This window comes from Terrabacter sp. 2RAF25 (genome assembly GCF_052115265.1).
Lineage (GTDB): Bacteria > Actinomycetota > Actinomycetes > Actinomycetales > Dermatophilaceae > Terrabacter.
This window is the reverse complement of sequence record NZ_JBFRGJ010000002.1, coordinates 760,940-787,275: the sequence shown is the minus strand read 5'-3', so window position 1 is coordinate 787,275 and position 26,336 is coordinate 760,940. Positions and strand designations below refer to the sequence as shown.

The following is a 26,336-nucleotide window of genomic DNA, read 5'->3' as shown; positions in this document are numbered from 1 at the left end:
TCACCGAAGAACTCATCCGAAGGTGGTTGAATCCGCTGGAACCTCGACGGGTACAGGGACCGTCGAAACCTCGGCGTGCGGCATACCTGCGCGCGCCGGCGCAACCCCCGCACGCACTGCCCCGAAGGACCCTCCGTGGACGAGTCCGCGCACTTCCCTGATCACGACCACGAGTTCGACGACACCCCGGATCCCCGGCTCGACCCCCATGTCGAGGCGCAGGTGACCGCCCTGCTGGCGGCGACACCCGACCCCGGGCCGATGCCCGACCACGTCGAGGCGCGCATCTCCGCCGCCCTGCTCGATGCCGCGCGGCTGCGGGTCGACCCCGGGCCGATGTCCACGGCCGACCGGTTCGACACAGGCCCTGAGTCCGGAGGCGGCCACACCGGCGCCGACGTGCTCGCCCTTCCGACGCGGGCCAACGCGGCCAACGCGGCCAACCGACCCAAGCCCCTCTACCTCGTGGCCGCGGTCGCGGCCGCAGCCGCGGTGGTGGCTGTCGGAGCCTCGGCCCTGCACGTGACCAAGCGCCCCAACGGAGCGGCCATCGTCGGCGACACGAGCAGCTCGAAAGTCCGCACCCCGGGCTCGCCCGGCTCCGGCGGCGGCGGGCTGCACATCCAGCTCAGCACGACGGCATACGACAGCGGCAACCTCGCCACGAAGGCGCGGGAACTGCTCGACCGCCCCGGACAGCCCATCCGCGACCTCGCCGCCGAGTCCCCCGGCATCGGCCCCATCGCCACCCCGATCGGCCTGGAGGCCTGTCTCGAGGCCATCGGCGCGCTCGACGCGACGTCGCCCAGCCCCGAGGCCGTGTCGGCCGACCTGGCCACCTTCGACGGACGACCCGCCGTGGTGGTCGTCGTCACGCGCGCCGGCGCGAGCACCGCATGGGCCGTCGAGCGCAGCTGCAGCACGGGCACCCCCGGACTGCTGAAGGACGCCACACCCGTCCCCTGAGCCCCACCAAGGGGCTCAGACCACGTGCGTCCGCGCCACGCCGGCGCCGGCCAGCGCGCCGACGGGCGAGGGAACAACGAACGCCTAGGATCGGTTGAGGCCTATGCGGTCCCGGACCCCTCAGGGGCCGGCGCCACCGGCACGTCCGAGCGCCGATCGCGCGAGTGGTGCGACCGGCGCGAGCGATTCCAGAGCCGCACGACACGAGAGCTTTACGAGGAGCAGCCCACATGTCCGACGTCCGCAACGTCATCATCATCGGCTCCGGCCCGGCGGGCTACACCGCCGCGGTCTACGCCGCGCGTGCGAACCTCGCGCCCCTCGTCTTCGAGGGTGCCGTCACCGCCGGCGGCGCCCTGATGAACACCACCGACGTCGAGAACTTCCCGGGGTTCCAGGACGGCATCATGGGCCCGGACCTCATGGACAACATGCGCGCCCAGGCCGTGCGCTTCGGGGCCGAGCTCGTCACCGACGACGTCACCGCTGTCGACCTGACCGGCGAGATCAAGACCGTCACCGACGGCGAGGGCAACGTCCACCGTGCGAAGGCCGTCATCCTCTCGATGGGCTCCGCCTACCGCGAGCTCGGCCTACCCCGCGAGAAGGAGCTCTCGGGCCACGGCGTCTCCTGGTGCGCAACGTGCGACGGCTTCTTCTTCCGCGACCAGGACATCGCGGTCGTCGGTGGCGGCGACTCCGCCATCGAGGAGGCGACCTTCCTGACGAAGTTCGCGCGCACGGTCACGATCATCCACCGGCGCGACGCGCTGCGCGCGAGCAAGATCATGGCCGACCGCGCCCACGCCAACGACAAGATCCGCTTCGCGTGGAACTCCGAGGTCGCCGAGATCCACGGCGAGGGCAAGCTCTCGGGAGTCACGCTGCGCGACACCGTCACCGGCGAGACGCGCGAGCTCGCCGTCACCGGTCTGTTCGTCGCCATCGGCCACGACCCGCGCAACGAGCTGCTGCGCAACGGCGACGTCGACCAGGTGGAGCTGGATGACGCCGGCTACGTCCTCGTCCAGGGCCGCTCGACGCGCACGAACGTCCCCGGCGTGTTCGCCTCGGGCGACCTCGTCGACCACACCTACCGCCAGGCCATCACCGCCGCCGGCTCCGGCTGCGCCGCCGCGCTCGACGCCGAGCACTACCTCGCCGCGCTCGAGGACACCTCCTCACCGGCCGAGGCTGCAGCCGAGGCCGCCGCGATCGACGACACCGACTCCGGCGCGATCCCCGACACGCGTGCCACCGTCGGCGCCGACGCCTAGCCTCGGAACCGAGCCGCCCCACCCCCGAGCACCCGCCTGCAACGCCCGCCTGCAACGCCCGCCCAGGCGCCAACCAGAGAAGGAACCTCCATGGCACTGAAGAACACGACCGACGCGACCTTTGCCGACGACGTCCTGATGAGCGAGAAGCCCGTGCTCGTCGACTTCTGGGCGACGTGGTGCGGCCCGTGCCGCAAGGTCGCCCCGATCCTCGAGGAGATCAACGAGCAGTACGGCGACAAGATCGAGGTCGTCAAGCTCGACACCGACGCCAACGTCGACACGGCCGCCCGCTACGGCGTGGTGTCGATCCCGACGCTCAACGTCTACGTCAAGGGCGAGGTCGTCAAGACCATCGTCGGCGCGCACCCGAAGCCGAAGCTGCTGCGCGAGCTGGAGGAGTTCATCGCCTGACCCGCGACGACGAAGGGGTGGCCAACCGACACGGTGCCACCCCTTTCGCGTACTACGCTGCTGACGGCGCCCGTCGCTCGTGTCCTGGCGCGGCCACGCAACAGCCATCCGCACCCCACCGGGAGTCCCCAGAAGGAGCCGAGATGACCCCTCCACAGACCGTCGTGCTCCGGCGCGGCGACGCCGGGCCCGCTGTGGCGGCCGTCTGCGAGCGGCTCGTCCTCTCGGGTGACCTTCCCGGTGACCTTCCCGGTGACCCGTCGGCCGCCGACGGCAACGGCCAGCCCGTGTTCGACGAGCGGGTCGAGCAGGCCGTCAAGTCGTTCCAGCAGCGTCGCGGCCTCATCGTCGACGGCGTCGTCGGACGGTCGACGTATGCCGTGCTCGACGGCGCGCGATGGGCGCTCGGTGACCGGGTGCTGCGCTATGTGCCCGGCCACTTCGTCGAGGGCGACGACGTCGTGGCGCTCCAGGGTCGTCTCGCCGAGCTCGGTTTCACCCCGGGCAAGGTCGACGGCCTGCACGGGCCAGGCACCGACGCCGCCCTGCGCGCCTTCCAGGCCGCCGTCGGCCTCACACCCGACGGCACCGCCGGCCCGGAGACGATGCGCGCCTTCGCCGGCCTGCGCCGCTCCGTCAGCGGGGGTTCGGCCAACGCGCTGCGCGAGCGTGAGCACCTGCGCCGCAGCGGCTTCAGCCTGAGCGGGCGCACGATCGTGCTCGACGCCGGACACGGTGGTGGCGACTCCGGCGCCGAGGGCCGGGACGGCCTCGTCGAGGCGCGGCTCGCCCTCGATCTCGCCCGGCGCATCGAGGGGCGCCTGTCGGCGCACGGCGTCAGCGTCGTCTTCACGCGCACCGAGACCACCGACGGTGGCAGCGACGAGGACCGAGCTGCGTTCGCCAACTCCTGCGATGCCGACCTCGTGCTGTCGCTGCACACCGACCACTCCGAGTCCGGCTCGGCGCACGGGGCCGCGACCTACTTCTACGGCCACCCCGACAACGCCAAGCACAGCGACTGGTCCGTCATCGGCGAGAGCTTCGCCGACCTGCTGCTGCGCGAGGTGGTCGCCCGCACCGGCCTCACCGACTGCCGATCCCACGCGCGCACGTGGCCGTTGCTCCGCCGCACCCGGATGCCGGCGGTGCGTCTCGACTTCGGCTACCTCAGCCACGACGGTGACGCGCAGGCCCTGGCGCAGGGGCACACCCTCGACCTCGTGGCCGAGGCCGTCGTCGTCGCGCTCCAGCGCGTCTACCTCGGCGAGGCGGACACCGCCCGCACGGGCGTGCTGCGCCTCGACGACCTGCGTCGCCACCTCGAGTCGATGCGCGCCGCTCAGGCGAGCAGCGTGGGCAGTGTGGGCATTGTGGGCAGAGACCGCACCGTCGGCTGACTCCCGCAGCGCAACTTCAGCGCGCACAGCTCAGGTGCGGTCGGTCACCTGGGCGTGGCTCGAGCCGTTCGGGTGGGTCTCGGGCACGGGGCGCAGCCCGGGCACCCGCGAGAGAGCGCGTCCCACGGCGGCCACCGCCTCGTCACGCAGGGTGACTACCCGTCGCAGGTCCATCCGCAGCCGGGGGTAGGTGGGGTGGTCGCGCTCGACCCGGTAGCCGGCCTTCTCGAGCACGTCGACGTCGAGCACGCAGGGGTGTTTCGAGACGGCGAGCGGACGAGCGCCGACGACCTCGAGCGATCGCACGTGGTGCTTGAGCGCATCCTTCGCAGCGGACTGCAGGAGCACCTTGCGCAGGCCCTTGCCGGCATACGGCTGGGCGACGACCGCCGTCAGCAGCATGAGCGTCGACGGGTCGCCGGGGGCCGTCGGGAAGGCGGCGAGACGCGGGACGTGGCGTGCCGGCGCGACCAGTACGTAGCCCGCGGGCCGGCCGTCGACGTAGGCGACCCGTCCGGGCGCACCCCAGTCGCTCGTGACCGTTTCCACCCAGTCGCCGAGGACCTCCTCCGGCGCGCGGACGTCGCCGTGACCGTTGCGGGGGACGGTCTGCCAGAAGGTGCACGGCGCGCAGGAGCCCACGAGGTCGTCGACGACGTCGGGCGTCAGGACGCGCAGGTCACGCATGGCGCCACCGAAGATCCCGCATGGCCCCATTCTGGCCCGACCACGGCCTGTCGGCACCACCACCCCGTCCTCCGTGTCGGCGGCACCCCCGGCGCTCCCCGGAGTCGCGAGCACGCGAACTAGGGTTGGGCGCATGAGCGAGCCGGGGACGTACGTCGAGAAGAGCTTCAAGCGAGACACGAACTACATCACCACCCGCATCACCGCCGACGGTCGAGACGGCTTTCCCGTCGAGTCCGGCCGGTACCGCCTCGTCGTGGCGCGGGCCTGCCCGTGGGCCAACCGCGCCATCATCGTGCGCCGGCTGCTCGGCCTCGAGGACGCCCTGTCCATGGGCATCTGCGGGCCCACCCATGACAGTCGCAGCTGGACGTTCGACCTCGACCCGGGCGGCCTCGACCCGGTGCTGGGCATCCCCCGCATCCAGGACGCATACTTCCGGCGAGACCCCGAATACCCCCGTGGCATAACGGTTCCCGCGATCGTCGACGTCCCGACAGGCGCTGTCGTGACCAACGACTTCAAGCAGATCACCGTCGACCTCGAGACGCAGTGGCGCGAGCTCCACCGGGAGGGGGCGCCCGACCTCTACCCCGCCGAGCTGGCCGACGAGATCGAGTCGGTGAGCGAGCCGATCTACCGCTTCGTCAACAACGGCGTCTATCGGTGTGGCTTCGCCAGCACGCAGGACGCGTACGACAAGGCCTACCGTCGGCTGTGGGAGCACCTCGACCTGCTCGAGGAGCGACTCAGCACGCGGCGCTACCTCGTCGGCGACCACGTCACCGAGGCTGACGTGCGTCTCTTCACCACGCTCGTGCGGTTGGACCCGGTCTACCACGGTCACTTCAAGTGCAACCGCAGCAAGCTCATCGAGATGCCGGCGCTCTGGGGCTACGCGCGCGACCTCTTCCAGACACCGGGGATCGGCGACACCGTCGACTTCACGCACATCAAGCGGCACTACTACGTCGTGCACAGCGACGTGAACCCGACGGGCATCGTGCCGCTCGGGCCGACCCTCGAGAACTGGGCGAGCCCACACGGTCGCGAAGCGCTCGGCGGCTCGCCATTCGGTGACGGCGGCACTCCCCCGGGTCCACCACGCGAGGTCGTTCCCCCGGAGCACAACCCTGCGCTGGCTCTTCTCGCAGACTGAACCTGACTAGCGTATGCCGTTGGGTTCCGCTGTCGTACAGAGGAACCCAACGGTTGGCTGATCTTCGGAAACCGGTGCTGACGCGTCAGGAGCGGAAGAACTCGGCCAGCGCCGGGGCCAGCACGTCGGCAGGGACCTGGTGGAACTCACCCGGCAGCTCGACGGCGGTCGCGTTCGGCAGCGCCGCCGCGACGACCCCAGCAGCGTCGTGCAGCCATGGCATCTGGGTGCCGCTGCTGCAGATCGACAGGAACGGAATCGTCACTCGCGCAAAGGTTTCGGCCGGGATGTCCTGCTGGTCGCCGCCGAGGCACGCCCCGTCGTACTTGACCGTGTAGGCCATCGAGAGCAGGGCATCCCACATCGGTGTGCCGACCATGCCGTCGACCATCTCGGCAGGCATGCCGACGACCTCGTTGTTGAAGTAGCGCACGATTCCGGCCCGGTCGCCCTTGGCCTCGAAGGCCTCAAGGGTGGCGATGTAGTCGGCCGGCGGCGGTGGCCACGCCGCGGTGCGGTAGGGCACCTCGAGGGCTGATCCCCTGGCGATGGGAGCGCCGGCTGCGATGGCTTCGATGACGAGGGCGCCGCCCGACGAGACTCCGAATACGTAAGCGGGAGTGCCGCTTTCGCTCGCAGCACCGATCACGGCGGTCAGGTCGTCGACCTCGCGCGCCACGGCATACGGCTCGGTGTCGCCACTGTCGCCACGTCCGCGACGGTCGTAGGTCACGCCGGTGAGGCCGAGCTCTCCGAGTGCCTCTGCCACGTCGCGAAAGGCGCCGCGATCGCAGAAGGCACCCCCGACGATGGCTGCGACGGGTCCGGCACCGTAGGCCTCGTAGGCGATGGTGGTGCCGTCCGTCGACGTGGCCTTCTGGACCTGGCTCATGACTGTCTCCTTGGTTGCTGCGACCCGCCTGTCGGGTCCTCACCCCTGCGTCGAACGGCCCGGAGGGCGATCGACACTTCGACTATCGAAATATTTCCCGGTGCTCAGGTGCGCTTTCGGGAGAACACCTCACGCTGCTCGTCCTCCGGCACCGTCGCCATGAAGTCCATCACCGCCTCGGAGAGCGCCGGCCAGGTCTTGTGCTGCTCGATCGGCACGACGGTGCCCACCACCTGGTCGGCGTGCACCTCGATGAGGTTCCACGACTGTGGGCCGTCGACACCCATGAGCAGCTCACGAGGCGCGCCGACGTCGTCGACGTAGCTCACGCCGCCGGCGACGAAGACCGGCACCCGCCCGAGGGTGCCGAAGCTCGTCACGTGCAGGTGCCCGCTGAGGATCGCACGCACGTCCGTCCCGTCGATCTCGCCACGCAGGCGGTCGACGTCCTCGAAGTCGAGCAGCTGCATCACGGGCGAGCGGTAGGTGATCGGCGCGTGGTGGACGACGAGGAGCGTGCCGTGCTCGGCGGGACGGGACAGCTCGTCCGCCAGCCACTCGTACTGGGCTTTCGAGAAGCCACCGTGGTGGTAGCCGGGCACCGCGGAGTCGACGGCGATGATGCGCAGGCCACCCACGACCGTCACCGAGTCCTGCGGCTCGTCCGTGTCGAGGCCGTGCAGACGTTCCGCCATCGGTCGTCTCTCGTCGTGGTTGCCACCGGTCAGCACCAGGGCAGCGCCGAGGCGCTCGACCACCGGGCCGACGATCTCGAGAAGCAGGTCGTAGGCCGCCGGCTCGCCGCTGTCGGCGAGGTCGCCGCTGATGACGAGGGCGTCGATGCGCTCACCCGAGGCCTCAACCCTGGCCAACGCCTTGCGCAGCTGCTCGGGGGTGTCGATGTGACCGGCGAGCAGGCCACCGCCGGAGATCAGGTGCGGGTCGGAGAGGTGGGCGATGACGTGCGTCGGCGCAGGCCGCGAACCGGTGAGGGCCATGGGTCCAGCCTAGGGTGCGACGCCGGCGGCGGCACGCCCTGGGTCGACCGGTCGTGGGGTCGGGACCAGGTCAGTGGCGCACTTGGCACGATGGGCACCAGTAGAGGCGACGACCAGCGATCTCCTTCTGCTGCAACGTGTTTCGGCATCGCGGGCATGGCTCTCCGGTGCGCTTGTACACGAGGAAGCGACGCTCGAACGTGTCGCCCAGTCGCTCACCGGTCAGCTGCTCGGCGACAGCACGGGCGCGGCCGGATCGTCTCGCCCGCCGCGCGACCTCCACCTGGTCGCGCATCGTGATGATCTGCGAGAAGGCGCGGCCCAGCGGCATGAGCAGCACCAGGTCGTCCCAGATCTCCTGCCACACCCCATGGGAGAGGTCTCGTCCGGTGGTCATCGGGTCGACGGCGAGCCGGTGGAGGACCTCGCAGCGGTAGACGTTGCCGACGCCGGCCACCACGGACTGGTCCATCAGCAGCTCGGCGATGCTGCGCCGGCTGCGGCGTAGTCGTTCCCAGCCGACGTCCGGTGCACTGCGTCGCCGCAGCGGGTCGGGGCCGAGGGTTGCCACGATCTCGCGACGGCGCGCATGGTCGACCAGGGTGCAGATCATCGGCCCTCGCAGGTCTGCCCAGTGTGCCGGCCCGACGAGGCGGAGACGAACGGCACCCACGGGTGCCGGGGGGCCCTCTGCCCCTCGTGGGCGTACGGGGAACTGGCCGATCAGGCCGAGGTGCACGTGCAACGTCAGGTCGCCCACGTCGGCGAAGAGATGCTTCCCCCAGGCCTCGGCGCGCTCGAGGACGTGCCCGTCGAGGAGCGCGGCATCGGCGGCGAAACGACCCTGCGGGCTGCTGGCCGCGACGGGATGCCCTTTGAACGCGCGTTCCAGGCGATCGGCGAGCGCGTGGATCGTGTGGCCCTCAGGCATGGTTCACTCGCCTCCCGTGCTGGACGTCGATCGTGACCGCGCGTGCTCAGGCGTGTCGGTGTCAGTCCCGCCCGGGGGACGACATACCCATGAGGCCCAGGATGCGTCGGAGGTCCTCCATCGAGGCGAACTCGACGGTGATCTTGCCCTTCCGTTGACCGAGGGCGATCGCGACGCGGGTCTCGAGGTGGTCCGACAGGTTCGACGTGAAGCCGTCGAGCTGCGGGTGGCGACTGCCCGCGCGCGGACGTCGTGGCTTGGGGGCGTCGTTGCCCTCTCCCAACGCCACGAGCTCCTCCACGTTGCGCACCGAGAGACCCTCGGCGACGATCCGTTGGGCCATCCGCTCCATCGCGGCACCGTCGGCCATGCCGAGGAGGGCTCGAGCGTGTCCGGCGCTCAGCACACCGGCGGCGACGCGACGTTGGACGAGGGGCGGCAGCTTGAGCAGGCGCAGCGTGTTCGAGATCTGCGGCCGGGACCGTCCGATGCGAGTGGCGAGCTGCTCGTGCGAGCAGCCGAAGTCGTCGAGCAGCTGCTGGTAGGCGGCCGCCTCCTCGAGGGAGTTGAGCTGGCTGCGGTGCAGGTTCTCGAGCAGGGCGTCCCGGAGCAGGTCGTCGTCGCTCGTGTCCTTGATGATGGCCGGGATCACGCCGAGGTCGGCCGCCTGAGACGCGCGCCAGCGGCGCTCGCCCATGATCAGCTCGTAGGTCTTGCCGTCGGCGTCGGCCAGCTGGTCTGCGGGGATGCGGCGGACGACGACCGGCTGGAGCACGCCGATCTCACGGATCGAGTGGACCAGCTCTGCCATGTGGTCTTCGTCGAAGACCGTTCGGGGCTGCTTCGGGTTCGGGCGGATCGACTCGATGTCGAGCTCGGCGAACTCCGCGCCGGGCACGACGGCGAGTCCGCTCGAGGCGTCCTCGGCCGGCGCGGCGGCGGCCGGGCCGTCCTCCCCCGACGACTCGGTGCGGTCAGCGGCGTCGACAGTGCTGTCGGCCACCGCGCCGTCCGGGGCCGACCCGTTCGCAGGAGCCGACTCCTCGTCCGGGCTCGCAGTCGGCGGATTGGGCTGCTTCTGCTCGGTGAAGAAGACGTCGACGGGTCGACCCGCGCCCCCGCTCGGTGCGCTCGGGATGAGGGCTCCGAGGCCCCGACCCAGTGCTCGACGCTTCTCCGCCATTAGCCAACCCCTTGTCATCACCGACGCGGCCATCGCGTCCGGCGCTCAGTCTAGGTGCTCACCGCTGGTGGTCCGCGCATGCGCACCGCCGAGTGGTCGTGGGGCCACAGCTTTCGGATTTCCGTGACCCTGTTTCACGTGAAACCGGGATCGCGACGAACGGCCCTATGGCTCGTTTCACGTGAAACAAGCGGGGGGTCCTGTTTCACGTGAAACGGGACCGTCCCCGAGAGGACGGTCCCGCTCTTGGGTGCGGCGCCTGTGCCTCCGACCTCAGGCCGGCCCGGCCGCTCCCCTGTCGGCGAGCTCGCCGGCGGCCTCCAGGTAGGCGAGGGCACCACTGCTCGCGGGGTCGTAGGTCATCACGGTCTCCCCGAAGCTAGGCGCCTCAGACACGCGGACCGATCGCGGCACCGTCGTTCGGAGGACCTGCTCGGGAAAGTGCTCGCGGACCTCATCGGCAACCTGGGCCGACAGCCGCGTCCGCCCGTCGTACATCGTCAGCAGGATCGTCGACACGTGCAGGGCCGGGTTCAGGTGACGCTTGACCAGGTCGATGTTCTTCAGCAGCTGCGACAAGCCCTCGAGCGCGTAGTACTCACACTGGATCGGGATGAACACCTCGCTCGCTGCCACCATCGCATTCACCGTGAGCAGCCCGAGGCTCGGCGGGCAGTCGATGAGGATGTAGTCGTACGCGTGACCCTGCTCCGCCGCGGCGGCGATCGCCTTGTGCAGACGTGACTCGCGAGCGACCAGAGACACGAGCTCGATCTCTGCGCCGGCCAGGTCGATGGTGGCGGGCGCGCAGTGCAGGTTCTCGACGGTGGAGCAGGGCTGCACGACCTCGAGCAGAGGCGTGCCGTCCACGAGGACGTCGTAGATCGAGGGCACCTCGGCGTGGTGGTCGATGCCCAGAGCCGTGCTCGCATTGCCCTGCGGGTCGAGGTCGATGACGAGTACCGTGAGGCCGGCCTGGGCGAGCGCCGCCGCGACGTTGACCGTGGTGGTCGTCTTGCCGACGCCACCCTTCTGGTTGGCCACCGTCAGCACCCGCGGCGCCACCGGCTTGGGGAACGGGCGACCCGTCAGCTGGATGCGTCGGCGGGCGTTCTCGGCCAGCTCGCGGGCCAGCGGGGTGTCGGTTCCCGGCGTCGGCAAGGCTGCGACGAGGGCCTCTCGGTCATCGTGGTCGGCGAGCTCACGCACCGGGGCGGGCGGTTCATCCACAAGGTTGTCCCCAGCCCCAGACTGGGGGTTTTCCCGCTCAGAACCGCCGATACCGTCCAGTTCGTCCACCGCGTTGTCCACAGGCGGTTCGCTGGTGGTTCCGGAGGTCGGGACCCCCGTCCGGTCGCCGACCGCCTCGCCGTCGCCGGTGGGTTCGCTGGAGGCAGGCGACGTCGAGGCGGGCCGCCCGCCCGACCCTTCTGCGGTTCCCGGGCTCATATCTGCGACACCCGACGCCGTGTCAGCCGGGTCCGGCTCAGTCCGGCGAACTGCGGTCTCATCGGTCTCAGCGATCTCAGCGGTCTCGGTCTCATCCGTCGCGATGTGTGTCGTGTCGTGGCTCTCGCCGGACTGGGAGCTCTCGTCCGACTCGGTGGTCTCGTCGGAACCGATGGTCTCGGTCTCTACGTCCTTGTGCGTCTCTACGTCCTGCACGACATTCCGGTCGGCCAGGTCGCTGGGCCCCTCGACCTCATGCCTGTCGGAGTCGTCGGAGGACCCCCCGGCGTCCAGCGTGTTCTCTGCGTCGGGCTCTGACGGAGGGTGGAGGGCCGCGACGACGGAGTCCTCGACGACGACGCTCGGGTCGGTGAGGATGGCACCCGCGACAGCGTGGCTCGCCGACGGCTGCGACGAGACCGGCGTAGCACCGTCGTCAGCAGCACCGTGGTTGGAAGAGTCGCCACCGGAACCATCGAGGTCGTGAGTCCCGGCGTCGGTCTCGGTTCCTGTTTCACGTGAAACACCGAGCATGCGAGCCAACCACCCCAGACGACGGTGCTCCGGCTCCGGGTCGGGTTCACTCGGCCAGCCGAGGTTGGTCGACATCGTCACAGGGAGTGCACCTCCGGGTTTGCAGGTCGGACCCTCCGTGGCGAACACGGAGCGGGCCGACCGTCGAATGGTCTGGACACGATCATGGCTGATGGCGCCGACGACCGCTTGCCGCCGGGCCGGAGCGTCGCGATCCGCGCGGCCGATCTGCGCGTCGACGTGCTGATCCGGCGCTCGAAGGCTGCCGAGAGCGGAAGCGGCGGCGGTCGACCACGTCGCCGATGGAGGCGCGCAGCACGAGGGTCGGTTCCGAGAGCAGGTCGGTCCCGAAGGCCTCGACCGTCGCCTCGACGACACCCAGCTGGGTGAGCGCCGCCAGGTTGTCGTCGAGCTCGGTCTGCGCCCGTGAGCCCTTCAGCGCCAGCAGCGTCCCGCCGGCCGTGAGGAGCGGCAGCGTCCACTCGGCGAGCTGGATGATGCGTGACACCGCCCGCGCCGTCACCCACGGTGCATCGAGCTGGCCCCACAGCGCCTCCGCCCGCGCTGTGTGGACGGTGACGTTGGGGAGGCCCAGCCGCTGCACGGTGTCCGAGAGCCAAGCGGTGCGCCGGGCCAACGGCTCGACGAGGTGCAGCTCGAGGTCTGGCCTCACGATCGCCAGCGCGAGGCCCGGCAGGCCTGCACCAGAGCCGACGTCGATGACGCGTTGCACCTCGCCCGTCACCGGGATGGCCTCGTGCACGACAGCACAGTTGAGGACGTGGCGGTCCCACAGGCGCGGCGCCTCGCGGGGACCGATCAGGCCGTGCGTGATGCCCGTGTCGGCGAGGATCGCCACGAACTGCTCGGCCAGAGCAAGCTGCCCGGCGAACACGGCGCCGGCCACCTCGGGCGTGGCCGGCGGCACCTGACCGGTCGAGCCCGGCCCGCCCGAACCAGCACGCCCGGTGGGTTCGTTCGGCTGGGTGGGCTGGGTGGGCTCGATCGGTCCGGGACTGTCGTGGCTCACCCGGTTCCACTCCTCACACAGGTGTTTCGGCCGCGCCTCTCACGAGTCGCGTTTCACGTGAAACGTGGCGACTCAGGCAGGCAGGATGATGACGTGGCGGCGCGGGTCCACGCCCTCGGACTCCGACACCAGGCCAGCGGCAGACACCTCGTCGTGCACTACCTTGCGCTCGAAGGCGCTCATCGGTTCGAGGGAACGCTTGGTGCCGGACTCCTTGACCTCGGCGATCGCCACCTTGGCGAGCTCCACCAGGGCCGAACGACGCTGGGCACGGTGGCCCGCGATGTCGAGCATCAGGCGGCTGCGCTCACCGGTCTCGGCCTGCACGGCCAGACGGGTCAGCTCCTGGAGTGCTTCCAGCACCTTGCCATCGTCGCCGACGAGACGACGAGGAACGCGACCCTCATCCGAGTCGACGATCGCGATGGCAGCCCGGTCGCCGTCGACATCGACGTCGATGTCTCCGTCGAGGTCGGCGATGTCGAGCAGCGTCTCGAGGAAGTCGGCAGCGACCTCTCCCTCACGTTCGAGCTGGCGCACCCGCGACTTCTTGTCGCCCTTGTCCGTCTTGACCGGCTCCGCGTCGGCCTCGGTGTCTTCGATGCCCTCGATGCCCTCGATGCCCTCGATGCCCTCGGGGGTGTCACTCGAATCACCGGGCTGCGCGGCGTCGCTGGACTCGTCCTGCCGGGAGGGCTGGCCCGCCTCAGCAGCCGGCGCCACGTCGGTCACCGGGGTGGCCGTGCCGTCGGCGGGAAGATCGGTCGGAATGTCGGCCTCGGTGGCCTGCGTCTCGCTCATGGATAGCTCCTTCGTTCACCCCGGGCAACTGTGGACAACTCACGTTTCCGCAGTTCAGAGGCCCAGAGGCAGTGTGGACAAGATTGTGGACGAACCTCAGCGCCGGTTCTTGGGGGCCTGCGTGCGGGCCCGCTTCTTGCCCTTGGGCTGCTGGCGCTGGCCGGCCTTGGGTGTGTCGTCGGGGACGGCGTCGGCGTCGGCGTTGAGACCCGGCACGGTCAGCTCCTGCATGTCCTTGCCCTTGCGCTTCATCCGCTCACGGCGGGCGCGCTCGGCCTCGGAGCCGGGAGCCGGCATGTTGCGGATGACGTAGAACTGCTGGCCCATGGTCCAGAGGTTGGTGGTGAGCCAGTAGAGGAGCACACCGATGGGGAAGTTGACGCCGGAGATCGCGAAGAAGATCGGCATCAGGTAGAGGAGGACCTTCTGCTGCTTCGCGAACGGGTTGTCCAAGGCGGACGCCGGCATGTTCTTGCGCATCAGCTGGTACTGAGTCGTGAACGTCGTGGCCGACATGAGGACGATGAGCACGGCCGTCAGGATCTTGGTGTTGAGCGGCACGTTGGTGCCGAGGAAGTGATCCGACAGCTTCGAGCCGAAGATCGTCGAGCTCTCGATCTGCGCCGCGACCTGGCGGGTGATCGGGCCGATCGCGTCGTGACCGGGCACGCCCTCGGCCTGGGCCTTGAGGTTGTTGAGCAGCTGGAAGAGCGCGAAGAAGAAGGGGCTCTGGATGAGGATCGGCAGGCAGCTGCTGAACGGGTTGGTCCCAGTGCGCCGGTAGAGATCCATGATCTCGGCCTGCTGGGCCTTCTGGCTCTCGGGATCCCGCTTGCCCTTGTACTTCTTCTGGATCTTCTGCATCTCCGGCTGGATGAGCTGCATCCGGCGGGAGGAGTGGATCTGGCGGACGAAGAGCGGCATGAGCAGGAGACGCACGACGACGGTGAGGCCGACGATCGACATCGCCCACGCCCAGCCGGTCGGCAGCCCGACGGTGTTGAAGAGCCAGTGCCAGGCGTACATGACCCAGGCTTCACCGAGCTTGATCGGATAGAGCAGGGTGTTGAAGAAGTCGATCAACGTCTTTCCTCTGTCATCGGGTGACCGGCCGGGTGGTGCTCACCCGAGGGTCGGAAGTCGGCGGGGTTCCAGTCGTTGCGCTCGGCCCACGTCATCGGAACGGGGTCGACCCCGCCCGGGTTCCACGGGTGGCACCGGCCGATGCGGCGGGCGGCGAGCCAGCCACCGCGCACCGGCCCGAACCGCGTGAGCGCGGTGACGGCATACGCGGAGCAGCTGGGGTAGAAGCGGCAGGTGGCCGGCCGCATCGGGGAGATGAGGCGCTGGTAGAGGCGGACGACGAGCACGAGGGGCGCCGCGAGCACACGGTTGACCGGGGCGCTCATCGGGCGCAGACCTTGTCGAGCTGGCGACCCAGGGCGGTGTCGAGCTCGACCCAGGTGGCCTCGGCGGCCGCCGGGTTGGCCCGCACCACGAGGTCGTACCCCGCAGGTATGCCGTTCAGCCGGGTCGCGACGCCGGCGCGCAGCCGCCGCTTGGTGCGGTTGCGCACCACGGCGTTGCCGACGGCCTTGGACACAACAAAACCGACGCGCGGCGGAAGTTCCGCACGCGCATCGGTCCGGTTGGCATGCACGACGATGAGTCGCCCGCCTGCTCTGCTGGCGCCTGGCCCGCGTACTGCCGTGGTGAAGTCCGCCCGCTCACGCAGTCGGTGACGTGCCGGCAGCACGCCGAGACCTCCGGCGGCTCAGGCAGAGAGCTCGGCGCGGCCCTTGCGGCGGCGGGCAGCGAGGATGGCGCGGCCGGCACGCGTGCGCATGCGCAGGCGGAAGCCGTGCGTCTTGGCGCGGCGACGGTTGTTCGGCTGGAAGGTGCGCTTGCTCACGAGGTTCTCCGTAGGTTGCGGGTGCACGCCCGCCGCGGCTGCGACGGAAGGCGCCCGGGGTGGGGCTGGCGGTGGCCGATGCGACCGCAATCGGCAAGCCCAGGGAGGATCGAGACCCGGTGAGGCCGGGGTTCGGGGCCATGGGCATGCGAAAGAGGTCGCAGACACGCTCGGTCAACGATACGGGAGCCCCGGAACGAGGGTCAAACCGGCGAGGCCCCATCATCCGAATCGGACAGAACAGACGATCTTCGGAGGTCGCCGGGCGATTGCAAGGCGACACGCCGATGACGAGAATGATCTGTCCCCGACGCGATTGTCACAGCGGCCCTGCCCCTGTAGGTTTTCGACTTCACGATCCTCGCCCGACCCATGCACAGGCTGTGGACAAACGTGTGGACAACAGGGCATCGTTCACCAAGGCACGGACGCATCCCAGTCGTCCGACCCGGCACGGTGGAGCTCCAGCTCGAACCCGCCCGAGTGCGCTCAGCGCCGGGATCGCAACAGGTGCAACGCAATTGAACTCAGGGGCAGGTGGCATTGGTGGCCGAGACAGGCGTCGACTACGCGCAGATCTGGCAGCAGACGCTCGGCACACTGGACTCCGGACTGTCGAACCAGGAGCGTGCCTTCGTCCGGCTCTGCCGCCTCGTCGGCGTGCTCGACGAGATCGCGCTCGTGCGCGCGCCCAACACCTTCACCAAGGATTTTCTCGAGACCCGGGTGCGCGAGCAGATCCACACCGCGCTCGGTGACCAGCTCGGCCATGCGGTCCAGCTCGCAGTCTCGGTCGACGAGAGCCTCGAGACCGACCTGGGCATGATCAGCGACGAGCCGACCGGACAGGCCTCGGTGCACGACGGCCCGCGCCGCCCGCTCGGTTCCGACGGCGCCGCGGGTCACCAGAACGGCGTCGCGGGTCAGCAGAACGGCGGCGCGGCCGGCTTCGGCGGTGCCGCACGCCACGGCACGCCGCACAGCTCTCAGCACAACACCACGCAGCACAACCCGCTGCGCGACCTGGCCGAGAGCGCCCCCGCGCTCAACGGCGCCGACCTCGACGAGCCCGGCCGGCCGGCATACCCCGACGTGCAGACGCAGATGGAGCTGGGCCCCGACCCGCTGAGCGGCGGCGAGAGCGGTCCCCTCCGCCTGCAGCAGCGTCCCGAGCCGAGCTCTCCCGGCGACACGCGTCTCAACCCGAAGTACACCTTCGACACCTTCGTCATCGGCGCGAGCAACCGCTTCGCCCACGCGGCGGCCGTCGCGGTCGCCGAGGCCCCGGCGAAGGCGTACAACCCGCTCTTCGTCTACGGCGAGTCCGGGCTGGGCAAGACGCACCTGCTCCACGCGATCGGCCACTACGCCCGCACCATGTTCCCCAACGTGCGCGTGCGCTACGTGAACTCCGAGGAGTTCACGAACGACTTCATCAACAGCATCCGTGACGACAAGGCGAGCGCGTTCCAGAACCGCTACCGCAGCGTCGACGTGCTCCTCATCGACGACATCCAGTTCCTCCAGGGCAAGCTGCAGACCCAGGAGGAGTTCTTCCACACCTTTAACACGCTGCACAACGCGAACAAGCAGATCGTCATCACGAGCGACCTGCCCCCGCGTGAGCTGTCCGGCTTCGAGGACCGCATGCGCACCCGGTTCGAGTCGGGCCTGCTGACCGACGTGCAGCCGCCCGACCTCGAGACCCGCATCGCGATCCTGCGCAAGAAGGCGATCCAGGACCGCATGACCGTCCCCGACCCGGTGCTCGAGTACATCGCGACGAACTTCAGCACCAACATCCGCGAGCTCGAGGGCGCGCTCATCCGCGTCACGGCGTTCAGCAACCTCAACCGCCAGGCCGTCGACCTGCCGCTCGCCGAGATCGTGCTAAAGGACGTCCTGCCCAACGAGACGCCGAACCAGGTCACCGCGGCGACGATCATGGCGGTCACGGCCGCCTACTACGCGGTCACGCTCGAGGACCTCTGCGGCTCGAGTCGTTCGCGCCAGCTCGTCACGGCCCGGCAGATCGCGATGTACCTCTGCCGCGAGATGACCGATCTCAGCCTGCCCAAGATCGGCCAGCACTTCGGCGGCCGTGACCACACGACCGTCATGCACGCCGACCGCAAGATCCGCGAGCTCATGGGTGAGCGCCGCGCGATCTACAACCAGGTCACCGAGCTGACCAACCGCATCCGCCAGCAGTCCCACTGAGCGAGGGGCCTCTCGGCCCCGATGGCGTATGCCGTCAGCCGCGTCGCGCTGCGATCGTGGCCGTGAGCGCGTCGTCCCACGGGGTCGGTGCGATGCCGAAGGTCTGCTGGGTCAGCCGCGAGTCGAGCTCGAACGGTCGCTCGAACTGGTGCCGGGTCTCGCGGACCTCCCGCATGAAGGGCACGACGAGCCCGGCCGCGGTGCCGAGCGGGCGGGGCAGCACGCGTACCTTCCTGGGCTTGACGCCGGCGATGCGGGCGATGTCGCGGGCCGCCTCGTCGAACGTGCGGGGGGCGGAGGTCGGCACGTGCCAGGCCCGCCCCCAGGCGTCGTCGCTCGTCGCGACCCGGGCGGCGAAGGCGCCCACGTCGGGCACGTAGGTCCACGAGTGCGGGGCATCGGCTCGACCCAGCGGCACGAAGGGCGGCCGCCCGGCGAGCAGCGCGTCGCAGATGACGTCGTTGAGATAGCTCGTGCGCGGGGTGGTGCCCGGCCCGAAGTAGTCGCTCGAGCGCAGCTCGGTGACGCGGACCTGGCCGGCGGCGTGACGGGCCAGGGCCTCGGTCCACATGTCGGCGCGCAGGGCGCCCTTGTGCCCGGCCGGCCGCAGGGGACCGTCCTCCTTCATCGGCGCCTCCACCCGGCCGTAGCCATAGAGGTTTCCGATGATGACGAGCGCGGCCCCGGTCGCCTCGGCGGCGGCCAGCGTGGCGGCCGCGACCGGCGGCCAGTCGGTGTCCCAGGTCAGGTAGCTGGGCGGGTTGACGGCGTTGACGATGGTCCTGGCGCCCGCCGCCAGGGTGGTGAGGCGCGCCATGTCGGCCGCGTCGACGGCGACGACCTCCACGGCATCGGGACGGGTCGCCTCCCAGGCCCGCTCGGTCACCCGCCCCGACCTCGAGGCGAGGGTCACGGTGTGGCCCTGCGCGACAAGGGCCGCGGTCGTGGCGCGGCCGACGCCCCCGGCGCCGAGGACGAGGTGATGGCTCATGACTGCTCCTTGGTGGCTTGATGTGAGCACCGCTCACAGTTCAAGGATGCTGCTCCTGACCGACAAAATCAAGAGCACCGCTCACATTTCTGGGGCTTTCATGGCACGCTCGTCCCATGGACACACCTGAGCCTCCCGCGATGCTCGGCAAGCGCGCCCGCAACCGCCGCGCGATCGAGGCCGACATCCTGAGGGTCGCCCGCGAGCACCTCGCCACGTCGGGCGCCGCAGGGCTCAGCCTCCGGGCGGTCGCTCGCGACCTCGGGATGGTGTCGTCGGGCATCTACCGCTACGTCGAGAGCCGTGACGAGCTGCTGACCCGCCTGATCATCGACTCCTACCTGTCGCTCGCCGGCGCGGTGCGCACAGCGCACGACGCCGTCGACCCCGAAAACCTCACCGAGCGGTGGAACGCACTCGGCCGGGCGCTGCGGGCATGGGCCCTGGAGCATCCACACGACTTCGCCCTCATCTACGGCTCCCCCGTGCCCGACTACGAGGCGCCTGCGGAGCGAACGACCGAACCGGGCACCGCCGTCATGACGCTGCTCGTCACGCTGCTCGACGACGCTCGCCGAGCCCAGCGGGTGCCGGACGCCCAGGCCCTGGGCATCGCCGCGAGCGACGCAACAGCGGCGTTGGCGTCGCTGCTGGACGACCCGATGTTCGCCGGCACCGCCATCGAGCCACCCATGCTCGCGCAGGGAATCGCGGCATGGACGCTGCTTCTCGGTGGGGTTACGAGTGAGCTCTTCTCGCAGCTCGGGCCACTTCCCGACGCGCCCGCACTCTTCGAGACGCTTCTCGCGGCCTCACGCCACCTCGTGGTCACCAACGGCTCGGCGGACTAGTCCGCTGGTGCGCCGGGCCGCCATCCACAGACCACCCTCCTGCTGCGTCCACACCTGTCCACATGGTTGTCCACAACTGTGTGCACAGCGTGACCTCCCCGTGACCCGCGACCCCAGACGCGAGCGGAAAGCCGGCCGAGCAGTTGTCCACTGCCTGTGGAAAACTCTGTGGAAGCGGAGCCTTTCTCCACGCACAGCTGACTAGTCATCAATGGCTGCAAATCGGACATATGGCGACCGGTCCTCCACACCGTCCTGTGGAAACGTGTGGACGACGGGACGCAGCCTGCGGACAACCTCGCCGTCGGTTGTGGGGACGCTGTGCGAAGCCGAACCCCGTCCACAGCCTGCACCTGGCGCGGCTGTGGACGGCCCACACCTCATGCACACCCCGATCAGCCGCCTGACCTGCCCGGACGCGGGTTTTCCACAGCATCCACAGCACCTATGACTATGACGAGACTCAAGTCGAGGAGATGAGCCCCGACAACGAGGGTCGAGATGAGCGCGGCAGAACGCCGGGCAAACGTGTGATTTCGTGCGGTCCGGCATTCGGGGGAGTGTCTGTGGTGTCAGTCACCGGCAGGCACTAGTGTCTGAGCCCCAATGACCTTCCCCGTCGAAGTGAGTGCACCGTGAAGTTTCGGGTTGAGCGAGACGTCCTGGCCGAGGCCGTGACCTGGGTGGCCCGTGGCCTGCCGGCACGCCCGCCGGTCCCCGTGCTCGCGGGCGTGCTCGTCGACGCGAACGAGGACGGCACGCTGACGCTGTCGGCGTTCGACTACGAGGTGTCCGCCCGCATCACCGTCCCGGCCGACGTCGCCGAGTCCGGCCAGGTGCTCGTCCTCGGGCGACTGCTCGCCGACATCTCGCGCAACCTGCCCAACAAGCCGATCGACGTCAGCACCGACGGCACCAAGGTAAACGTCGCCTGCGGCTCGTCGCGGTTCGCCCTGCGCGAGATGCCCGTCGCGGACTACCCGACCCTGCCGGCCGCCCCCGAGACGAGCGGCACGATCGCCGGCGACGTCTTCACCCAGGCCGTCGCACAGGTGTCCGTGGCGGCCGACAAGGGCGACACGCTGCCGATCCTCACCGGCGTGCGCATGGAGATCGACGGCGACAAGGTCACACTGCTCGCCACCGACCGCTACCGCCTCGCGATGCGCGAGCTCACCTGGAGCCCCACTGCGACCGACGCCAACCACGTCGCGCTCATCCCGGCCCGCCAGCTCTCCGACACCGCCCGCGCGCTCGGCGCCTCCGGCTCCGTCGAGCTCGCGCTCGGCCAGGGCGGCGACGGCCTCATCGGCTTCGAGGCCGGCCAGCGCCGGGCGACCACCCGTCTGCTCGACGGCGAGTACCCCAAGGTCACCTCGATCTTCCCGACGTCCGTCGACACCGAGGCCGTCATCGAGACTGCCGCCCTCGAGGAGGCCGTCAAGCGCGTGGCCCTCGTCGCCGAGCGCAACACCCCGGTGCTCCTGAAGTTCACCGACGGCCAGGTCGCCATCGAAGCCGGCACCGGCGACGACGCCCAGGCCTCCGAGGCCGTCGAGGCGACGCTCAACGGCCCCGAGATCCAGATCGCCTTCAACCCCCAGTTCCTGCTCGACGGGCTGCACGCCGTCGGCACCCCCTGGAGCAGGCTCAGCTTCACCCAGCCCAGCCGGCCCGCCGTGCTGACCGGGCAGGCCGAGGCCGACTCCGAGCCCGACAGCAGCTACCGCTACGTCCTGATGCCGGTGCGCTTCGCGAGTTGAGCCGCCCAGGGCGAGGCAGCCCATGGCGTACGCGTGGGGTGCCCTCCGGACCCCACGCGCGCCGTGCCCAGACCCACCACCCGCACGACGAACACCCCGACCGGCCGGCTTCTCGGTGAGCACCACTCGGCCGCCCTGCCGTCCGCAGGGCAGCAGGGCGTAGCCTCGAACCGCGCCACCTGATCGACCCCCGTCCTCCGTCAGAAAGGCTCGCGACATGCAGCTCGGTCTCATCGGTCTCGGCAAGATGGGCGGCAACATGCGCGAGCGCTTGCGCCGCGCGGGTCACGAGGTCGTCGGCTTCGACTTCAACCCCGACGTGCGTGACGTCGCGTCGCTCCCCGAGCTCGTCAAGGCGCTCCAGGCCCCGCGCGTCGTGTGGGTCATGGTCCCGGCCGGCGACCCGACGCGGCAGACCGTCGCCCAGCTGGGCGACCTCCTCGAGCCCGGTGACCTCGTCATCGACGGCGGCAACTCCCGTTTCACCGACGACTTCGAGAACGCGAAGCTGCTCGGCGAGAAGAAGGTCGGCTACGTCGACTGCGGCGTCAGCGGCGGCATCTGGGGCCTCGACAACGGCTACGGCCTCATGTGCGGCGGCGACGCCGAATGGGTCGAGAAGGCGATGCCCATCTTCGACACGCTGCGCCCCGAGGGTCCGCGCGAGGAGGGCTTCGTCCACGCGGGCGAGGTCGGCGCCGGCCACTACACGAAGATGGTCCACAACGGCATCGAGTACGGCCTCATGGCGGCCTACGCCGAGGGGTACGAGCTGCTCGAGAAGAAGGACATCGTCAAGGACGTCCCCGGCGCCTTCAAGGCGTGGAGCCGCGGCACCGTCGTCCGGTCGTGGTTGCTCGACCTCATGGTCGCGGCGCTGGAGAAGAACCCCCACCTCGACGACGTGTCCGACTACACCAACGACTCCGGCGAGGGCCGCTGGACCGTCGAGGAGGCCATCGCGCTCGGCGTGCCGATGCCGGTCATCTCCTCGTCGCTGTTCGCGAGGTTCGCTTCGCGCCAGCCCAGCTCGCCGACGATGCAGGCGGTTGCCGCGCTGCGTGGCCAGTTCGGTGGGCACCAGGTCATGACCATCGCCGAGGGCGAGGAGCTGCGCAACAAGACCGGAGACGAGGGCTCGACCCACCCCGCGCCCGCCCCCGAGCAGCCGGGCTCGGCCGGTCACGACGCCGCGAACGCCGGCCCCTCGTCGGGCACCGGCTCCACGTCCTGACGTCCGTGGTGTGGCCGGGAGCCTTGCGATGCATCGCGCCCGGCCTCGCCACCCTCGAGAACCAGCCATCCTGACGTGCACGTCCGCCACCTGACCCTCAAGGACTTCCGCAGCTACCCGAGCGCCGAGCTCGCGTTGACGCCCGGGGTCACGACCCTCGTGGGCCTCAACGGCCAGGGCAAGACCAACCTCGTCGAGGCGGTCGGCTACCTCGCGACCCTGGGTTCGCACCGGGTCGCGACCGACCAGCCCCTCGTGCGGTTCGGGGCGGCCCAGGCGATCGTGCGCGGGGCGATCGTGCGCGACGAGCGCGAGACGATGGTCGAGCTCGAGATCACCCCCGGCCGTGCGAACCGCGCCCGCCTCGGCCGCTCCCCCGTCTCGCGCCCCCGCGACGTGCTCGGGACGGTGCGCACGGTGCTCTTCGCCCCGGAGGACCTCGCCCTCGTCAAGGGTGACCCGTCGGAGCGTCGCCGCTTCCTCGACGAGCTGCTCGTCCAGCGACAGCCGCGATGGTCAGGGGTGCGCTCCGACTACGACAAGATCCTCAAGCAGCGCAACGCCCTGCTCAAGTCGGCGGCTCCGGTGCTGCGCAAGGGCGCCCGCCGCCAGCCGCGTGCCGGTGACCCCTCGCTCGACGAGGCCCGCGAGTCCGCGCTGCACACGCTCGTCGTCTGGAACGACCACCTGTCCACGGTCGGCTCCCAGCTCGTCTACGCCCGGCTGCGACTGCTGCGCGACCTCGTGCCCGACCTTTCGGCGTGCTACGACGCCGTCAGCGCCGCAGCCTCGAACGCCCGGGCGACCTACCGCAGCTCCTTGCACGACGACCTTGCGAAACGGCTCGCCGAGGGCGAGGTGCCCGAGATCGACGAGCTGCGCGCCGGCATGCTCGAGACGCTGGAGCAGGTGCGCGCCAACGAGATCGAGCGCGGCATCACGCTGGTCGGTCCGCACCGAGACGACCTCGTGCTGTCGCTGGGTGAGCTGCCGGCAAAGGGCTACGCCAGCCACGGCGAGTCCTGGAGCTTCGCGCTGGGACTCAAGCTGGCGGCATACCGGCTGCTGCGCCGTGACCTGGGAGATGACCCGGTTCTCGTGCTCGACGACGTCTTCGCCGAGCTCGATTCGGGCCGGCGCGAGCGGCTGGCCGCGCTGATCGCCGACTGCGAGCAGGTGCTGATCACCGCAGCCGTGGGCGCCGACGTTCCCGACGTCTTGCGCGACAACGGCACCACGTATGCCGTCGAGCTCGGTCAGGTCGGGCCTGTCGGCGGCGCCGCGGAGACGCCGGAAGCGCTCGTGATCTCCGGCCCGGCCGAGGCGTCCGGCCCACCCCTGTCATCCGACCTGGCCGAGAGGGCCGTCCCGGTCGAGGCACCTGGTGACGCGGAGGCCCTCGTCGCGGCAGATGTCGTGGCCGACCCGCGCGACGCCGATGCGGTGGCGGATGCGTCCGAGGAAGACGACGACGGTGCCTGAGGACGAGGCGCGCCCCGACCGGGAGCCGGCCGGCGGCGAGAACCCGTCGCCCGAGCAGGCGCCTGCGCCGAGTGACGAGGAGACCCGGATCGCCGATGCGGCCGCCTCTGCTCTGGCCCGCGCTCGAGCGGCCGCCGCCGACAAGGGACTCCGCCCCGGCATGAAGCCCCGCAAGCGGCGCCGCCCCATCGGCCAGGCGCCGGTGCTCTCGGGCTCCTCGCGCGACGGGCGCGACCCGTCGCTGCTCGGCGACCAGCTCGACCGGCTGCTCCTCGACCGCGGCTGGAAGGTCGACGTCGCCGTGGGTTCGGTCATGGGGCGCTGGCCCGAGATCGTCGGACCCGACATCGCGGGTCACGTCGAGCCGATGACCTTCGTCGACGGCATCCTCACGGTGCGGGCCGACTCGACGGCCTGGGCCACGCAGATGCGCCTGCTCTCCTCATCGCTGCTCGCTCGCATCGACGAGGAGATCGGGGCGGGGGCCGTCAGCGAGCTGCGCGTCGTCGGGCCGAGCGCTCCGTCGTGGAACCGGGGCGCCCGCCGGTCGCCCGACTCCCGCGGCCCCCGAGACACCTACGGCTGAGAAAACCCCCATCGAGTGCTCAGTTTCCGACGCTCGTGCTCGTCGCCGACGGGCGGCTGTCGGTGATCCGACGCAGACTGTCGTCATGAGCCAGATGCCGCACTGCACGATCGTCCCGCCCTACATCCTCGAGGCGCTGGCGGCGAGCGACGAGCCGGCCGTGGCCGAGCACGCCCGCGAGGCCCTGCGGCACGACGAGCACCTGCGGTCGACGCGTCGCACGCCGACCGCCCGTCCCACCGGCCGGCGGGCGCCCCGTCGCAAGGACGTCACCGGCGAGCCCGATGCCGCCGCCATCGGCCCGCACCGCACGATCTCCGACGCCAAGGGCACCCAGACGACCCCCGGCACGAAGATGCGCGCCGAGGGCGAGGCGGCCTCCAGCGACGTGGCAGTCAATGAGGCCTACGACGGACTCGGCGCCACCTGGCAGCTGTGGTCGACGGCATACGCCCGTGACTCGCTCGACGGCAAGGGCATGCCGCTGCTCGCGACCGTGCACTACGGACGCAACTACGACAACGCCTTCTGGGACGGCTCGCAGATGGTGTTCGGCGACGGCGACGGCGTCATCTTCGAGCGGTTCACCAAGAGCGTCGACGTGATCGGGCACGAGCTGGCCCATGGCGTCACCGAGCACACGGCCGGCCTGCTCTACCAGGGCCAGTCGGGTGCCCTCAACGAGTCGGTCTCCGACGTCTTCGGCGTACTGGTGAAGCAGCACCTCCTCGGCCAGAGCGTCGAGCAGGCCGACTGGCTCGTCGGTGCCGACCTGCTCGCGCCGTCGGTCAAGGGCCGGGCGCTGCGCGACATGTACAACCCCGGCACGGCCTACGACGACCCCCGCCTCGGCAAGGACCCCCAGCCGGCCCACATGGACGCCTTCGTCGACACCGAGGAGGACAACGGCGGGGTGCACATCAACTCCGGCATCCCCAACCGGGCGTTCGTCCTCGCGGCCCTCGCGATCGGCGGCAACGCCTGGGAGGCAGCCGGTGCCGTCTGGTATGCCGTCGTGTCAGGTGACGGCATCAAGGCGGACTGCGACTTCGCGACCTTCGCCGGCCTCACGGTCGCCGCCGCAGGCACGGCCCACGGTGACGGCTCGGCCGAGCAGACGGCGGTCCGTTCGGCGTGGGAACAGGTCGGCGTGCTGACCGCCGCCTCCGAGGCGCCTGACGCTCCAGGCGCGGGCGGGGCAGGCGCGGGCGCGGCAGGCGAAACCGGTGGCGCCGACCGTTCCGCGCCCGCTCCGTCGCCGGCAGGGGGCTCCGGAAGGACTCCGAGCGCCGGTGCCCAGGTGCTCCTGCGCCGCACCGGAGGCTTCGCCGGCCAGGTGCGCGAGCGGCAGCTGGCCCTCGGCGAGCTGCCCGAGCGCGACGCCAAGGACTGGGCGCACCTGCTGTCGGCCCCGACGCTCCAGCGCATCGCAGCCTCGACCGAGCGCACCCACCCCGACGCATACATCTACTCCGTCGTCTGCGACGAGGCCGGCTGCAACGTGACCATCCAGGAGCCCCACCTGCCCGAGGCGATCCACTCTCTTTTCGAACGGACTCTCAGGGAGGACTGAGCC

At 70.4% G+C, this 26,336-nt stretch carries 25 protein-coding genes; 12 read left to right on the top strand and 13 right to left on the bottom strand.

What is annotated here, in order from left to right; translation table 11 throughout:
• Positions 1–135 precede the first annotated feature (135 nt).
• From AB4091_RS06925 to AB4091_RS06910, 4 genes are all read left to right on the top strand, one after another.
• Positions 136–966: a hypothetical protein gene (locus AB4091_RS06925; protein WP_442290992.1), complete on the top strand. Its 831-nt coding sequence runs from the start codon at positions 136–138 to the stop codon at positions 964–966.
• A gap of 230 nt (positions 967–1,196) precedes the next feature.
• Complete coding sequence (gene trxB / locus AB4091_RS06920; RefSeq protein ID WP_442290991.1) at positions 1,197–2,243, top strand: thioredoxin-disulfide reductase; 1,047 nt, start codon at positions 1,197–1,199, stop codon at positions 2,241–2,243.
• A gap of 90 nt (positions 2,244–2,333) precedes the next feature.
• Complete coding sequence (gene trxA, locus AB4091_RS06915; RefSeq protein WP_223128242.1) at positions 2,334–2,657, top strand: thioredoxin; 324 nt, start codon at positions 2,334–2,336, stop codon at positions 2,655–2,657.
• A 143-nt stretch (positions 2,658–2,800) separates the two neighbouring features.
• Positions 2,801–4,057 carry an N-acetylmuramoyl-L-alanine amidase gene (locus tag AB4091_RS06910; protein ID WP_442290990.1) on the top strand — a complete coding sequence of 419 codons (1,257 nt, stop codon included), beginning with the start codon at positions 2,801–2,803 and terminating at the stop codon, positions 4,055–4,057.
• 30 nt (positions 4,058–4,087) lie between these two features.
• Here the strand turns inward: AB4091_RS06910 and AB4091_RS06905 are convergent, their stop codons facing one another.
• Complete coding sequence (locus AB4091_RS06905) at positions 4,088–4,744, bottom strand: GNAT family N-acetyltransferase (protein WP_442290989.1); 657 nt, start codon at positions 4,742–4,744, stop codon at positions 4,088–4,090.
• 133 nt (positions 4,745–4,877) lie between these two features.
• Here AB4091_RS06905 and AB4091_RS06900 point away from each other — a divergent pair, with 133 nt between their 5' ends.
• On the top strand, positions 4,878–5,903 hold the full coding sequence (locus AB4091_RS06900) for a glutathione S-transferase family protein (RefSeq protein WP_442290988.1): 1,026 nt from the start codon (positions 4,878–4,880) through the stop codon (positions 5,901–5,903).
• Positions 5,904–5,988: 85 nt separating this feature from the next.
• On the opposite strand, the gene AB4091_RS06895 is transcribed toward AB4091_RS06900, so the two are convergent.
• From AB4091_RS06895 to rpmH, 11 genes are all read right to left on the bottom strand, one after another.
• Positions 5,989–6,795, bottom strand: coding sequence for an alpha/beta fold hydrolase (locus AB4091_RS06895; RefSeq protein ID WP_442290987.1), 807 nt, complete (start codon positions 6,793–6,795; stop codon positions 5,989–5,991).
• Between the two features lie 104 nt (positions 6,796–6,899).
• The gene (locus tag AB4091_RS06890) at positions 6,900–7,793 is read right to left on the bottom strand and encodes a metallophosphoesterase family protein (protein WP_442290986.1); all 894 of its coding nucleotides are present in this window, start codon (positions 7,791–7,793) and stop codon (positions 6,900–6,902) included.
• A 70-nt stretch (positions 7,794–7,863) separates the two neighbouring features.
• The gene (locus tag AB4091_RS06885) at positions 7,864–8,724 is read right to left on the bottom strand and encodes an Fpg/Nei family DNA glycosylase (protein WP_442290985.1); all 861 of its coding nucleotides are present in this window, start codon (positions 8,722–8,724) and stop codon (positions 7,864–7,866) included.
• Positions 8,725–8,785: 61 nt separating this feature from the next.
• Positions 8,786–9,907, bottom strand: a complete 1,122-nt coding sequence (locus AB4091_RS06880) for a ParB/RepB/Spo0J family partition protein (RefSeq protein WP_442290984.1) — start codon at positions 9,905–9,907, stop codon at positions 8,786–8,788.
• A gap of 273 nt (positions 9,908–10,180) precedes the next feature.
• A complete protein-coding gene (locus tag AB4091_RS06875) occupies positions 10,181–11,137 on the bottom strand; it encodes a ParA family protein (protein WP_442290983.1) in 957 nt (318 codons plus the stop codon).
• A 916-nt stretch (positions 11,138–12,053) separates the two neighbouring features.
• On the bottom strand, positions 12,054–12,920 hold the full coding sequence (gene rsmG, locus AB4091_RS06870; RefSeq protein WP_442290982.1) for a 16S rRNA (guanine(527)-N(7))-methyltransferase RsmG: 867 nt from the start codon (positions 12,918–12,920) through the stop codon (positions 12,054–12,056).
• Between the two features lie 72 nt (positions 12,921–12,992).
• On the bottom strand, positions 12,993–13,721 hold the full coding sequence (locus tag AB4091_RS06865) for a Jag family protein (RefSeq protein ID WP_442290981.1): 729 nt from the start codon (positions 13,719–13,721) through the stop codon (positions 12,993–12,995).
• A gap of 96 nt (positions 13,722–13,817) precedes the next feature.
• On the bottom strand, positions 13,818–14,804 hold the full coding sequence (gene yidC / locus AB4091_RS06860; RefSeq protein WP_442290980.1) for a membrane protein insertase YidC: 987 nt from the start codon (positions 14,802–14,804) through the stop codon (positions 13,818–13,820).
• Positions 14,801–15,130 (bottom strand): membrane protein insertion efficiency factor YidD, encoded by a 330-nt coding sequence (yidD, locus tag AB4091_RS06855; protein ID WP_442290979.1) that lies wholly within the window; start codon positions 15,128–15,130, stop codon positions 14,801–14,803. The genes yidC and yidD overlap by 4 nt, the downstream gene beginning before the upstream one ends.
• Positions 15,127–15,477 carry a ribonuclease P protein component gene (gene rnpA / locus AB4091_RS06850; protein ID WP_442290978.1) on the bottom strand — a complete coding sequence of 117 codons (351 nt, stop codon included), beginning with the start codon at positions 15,475–15,477 and terminating at the stop codon, positions 15,127–15,129. The genes yidD and rnpA overlap by 4 nt, the downstream gene beginning before the upstream one ends.
• Positions 15,478–15,495: 18 nt before the next feature.
• Entirely contained in the window at positions 15,496–15,633 is a 138-nt protein-coding gene (rpmH, locus tag AB4091_RS06845) for a 50S ribosomal protein L34 (protein WP_010849920.1), read from the bottom strand.
• Between the two features lie 546 nt (positions 15,634–16,179).
• Between rpmH and dnaA the strand changes: the two genes are divergently transcribed.
• Positions 16,180–17,853, top strand: coding sequence for a chromosomal replication initiator protein DnaA (gene dnaA / locus AB4091_RS06840; protein ID WP_442290977.1), 1,674 nt, complete (start codon positions 16,180–16,182; stop codon positions 17,851–17,853).
• A 34-nt stretch (positions 17,854–17,887) separates the two neighbouring features.
• Here the strand turns inward: dnaA and AB4091_RS06835 are convergent, their stop codons facing one another.
• Complete coding sequence (locus AB4091_RS06835) at positions 17,888–18,844, bottom strand: NAD-dependent epimerase/dehydratase family protein (RefSeq protein ID WP_442290976.1); 957 nt, start codon at positions 18,842–18,844, stop codon at positions 17,888–17,890.
• 116 nt (positions 18,845–18,960) lie between these two features.
• On the opposite strand from AB4091_RS06835, the gene AB4091_RS06830 reads away from it, so the two are divergent.
• From AB4091_RS06830 to AB4091_RS06805, 6 genes are all read left to right on the top strand, one after another.
• Positions 18,961–19,695, top strand: a complete 735-nt coding sequence (locus tag AB4091_RS06830; protein ID WP_442290975.1) for a TetR/AcrR family transcriptional regulator — start codon at positions 18,961–18,963, stop codon at positions 19,693–19,695.
• A 635-nt stretch (positions 19,696–20,330) separates the two neighbouring features.
• Positions 20,331–21,458, top strand: coding sequence for a DNA polymerase III subunit beta (gene dnaN / locus AB4091_RS06825; RefSeq protein WP_442290974.1), 1,128 nt, complete (start codon positions 20,331–20,333; stop codon positions 21,456–21,458).
• Between the two features lie 217 nt (positions 21,459–21,675).
• Positions 21,676–22,692, top strand: a complete 1,017-nt coding sequence (gene gnd / locus AB4091_RS06820; RefSeq protein WP_442290973.1) for a phosphogluconate dehydrogenase (NAD(+)-dependent, decarboxylating) — start codon at positions 21,676–21,678, stop codon at positions 22,690–22,692.
• A 75-nt stretch (positions 22,693–22,767) separates the two neighbouring features.
• Positions 22,768–24,174, top strand: a complete 1,407-nt coding sequence (gene recF, locus AB4091_RS06815; protein ID WP_442290972.1) for a DNA replication/repair protein RecF — start codon at positions 22,768–22,770, stop codon at positions 24,172–24,174.
• Positions 24,167–24,760, top strand: a complete 594-nt coding sequence (locus AB4091_RS06810) for a DUF721 domain-containing protein (protein WP_442290971.1) — start codon at positions 24,167–24,169, stop codon at positions 24,758–24,760. The genes recF and AB4091_RS06810 overlap by 8 nt, the downstream gene beginning before the upstream one ends.
• A gap of 85 nt (positions 24,761–24,845) precedes the next feature.
• The gene (locus AB4091_RS06805; RefSeq protein ID WP_442290970.1) at positions 24,846–26,333 is read left to right on the top strand and encodes a protealysin inhibitor emfourin; all 1,488 of its coding nucleotides are present in this window, start codon (positions 24,846–24,848) and stop codon (positions 26,331–26,333) included.
• Positions 26,334–26,336 lie beyond the last annotated feature (3 nt).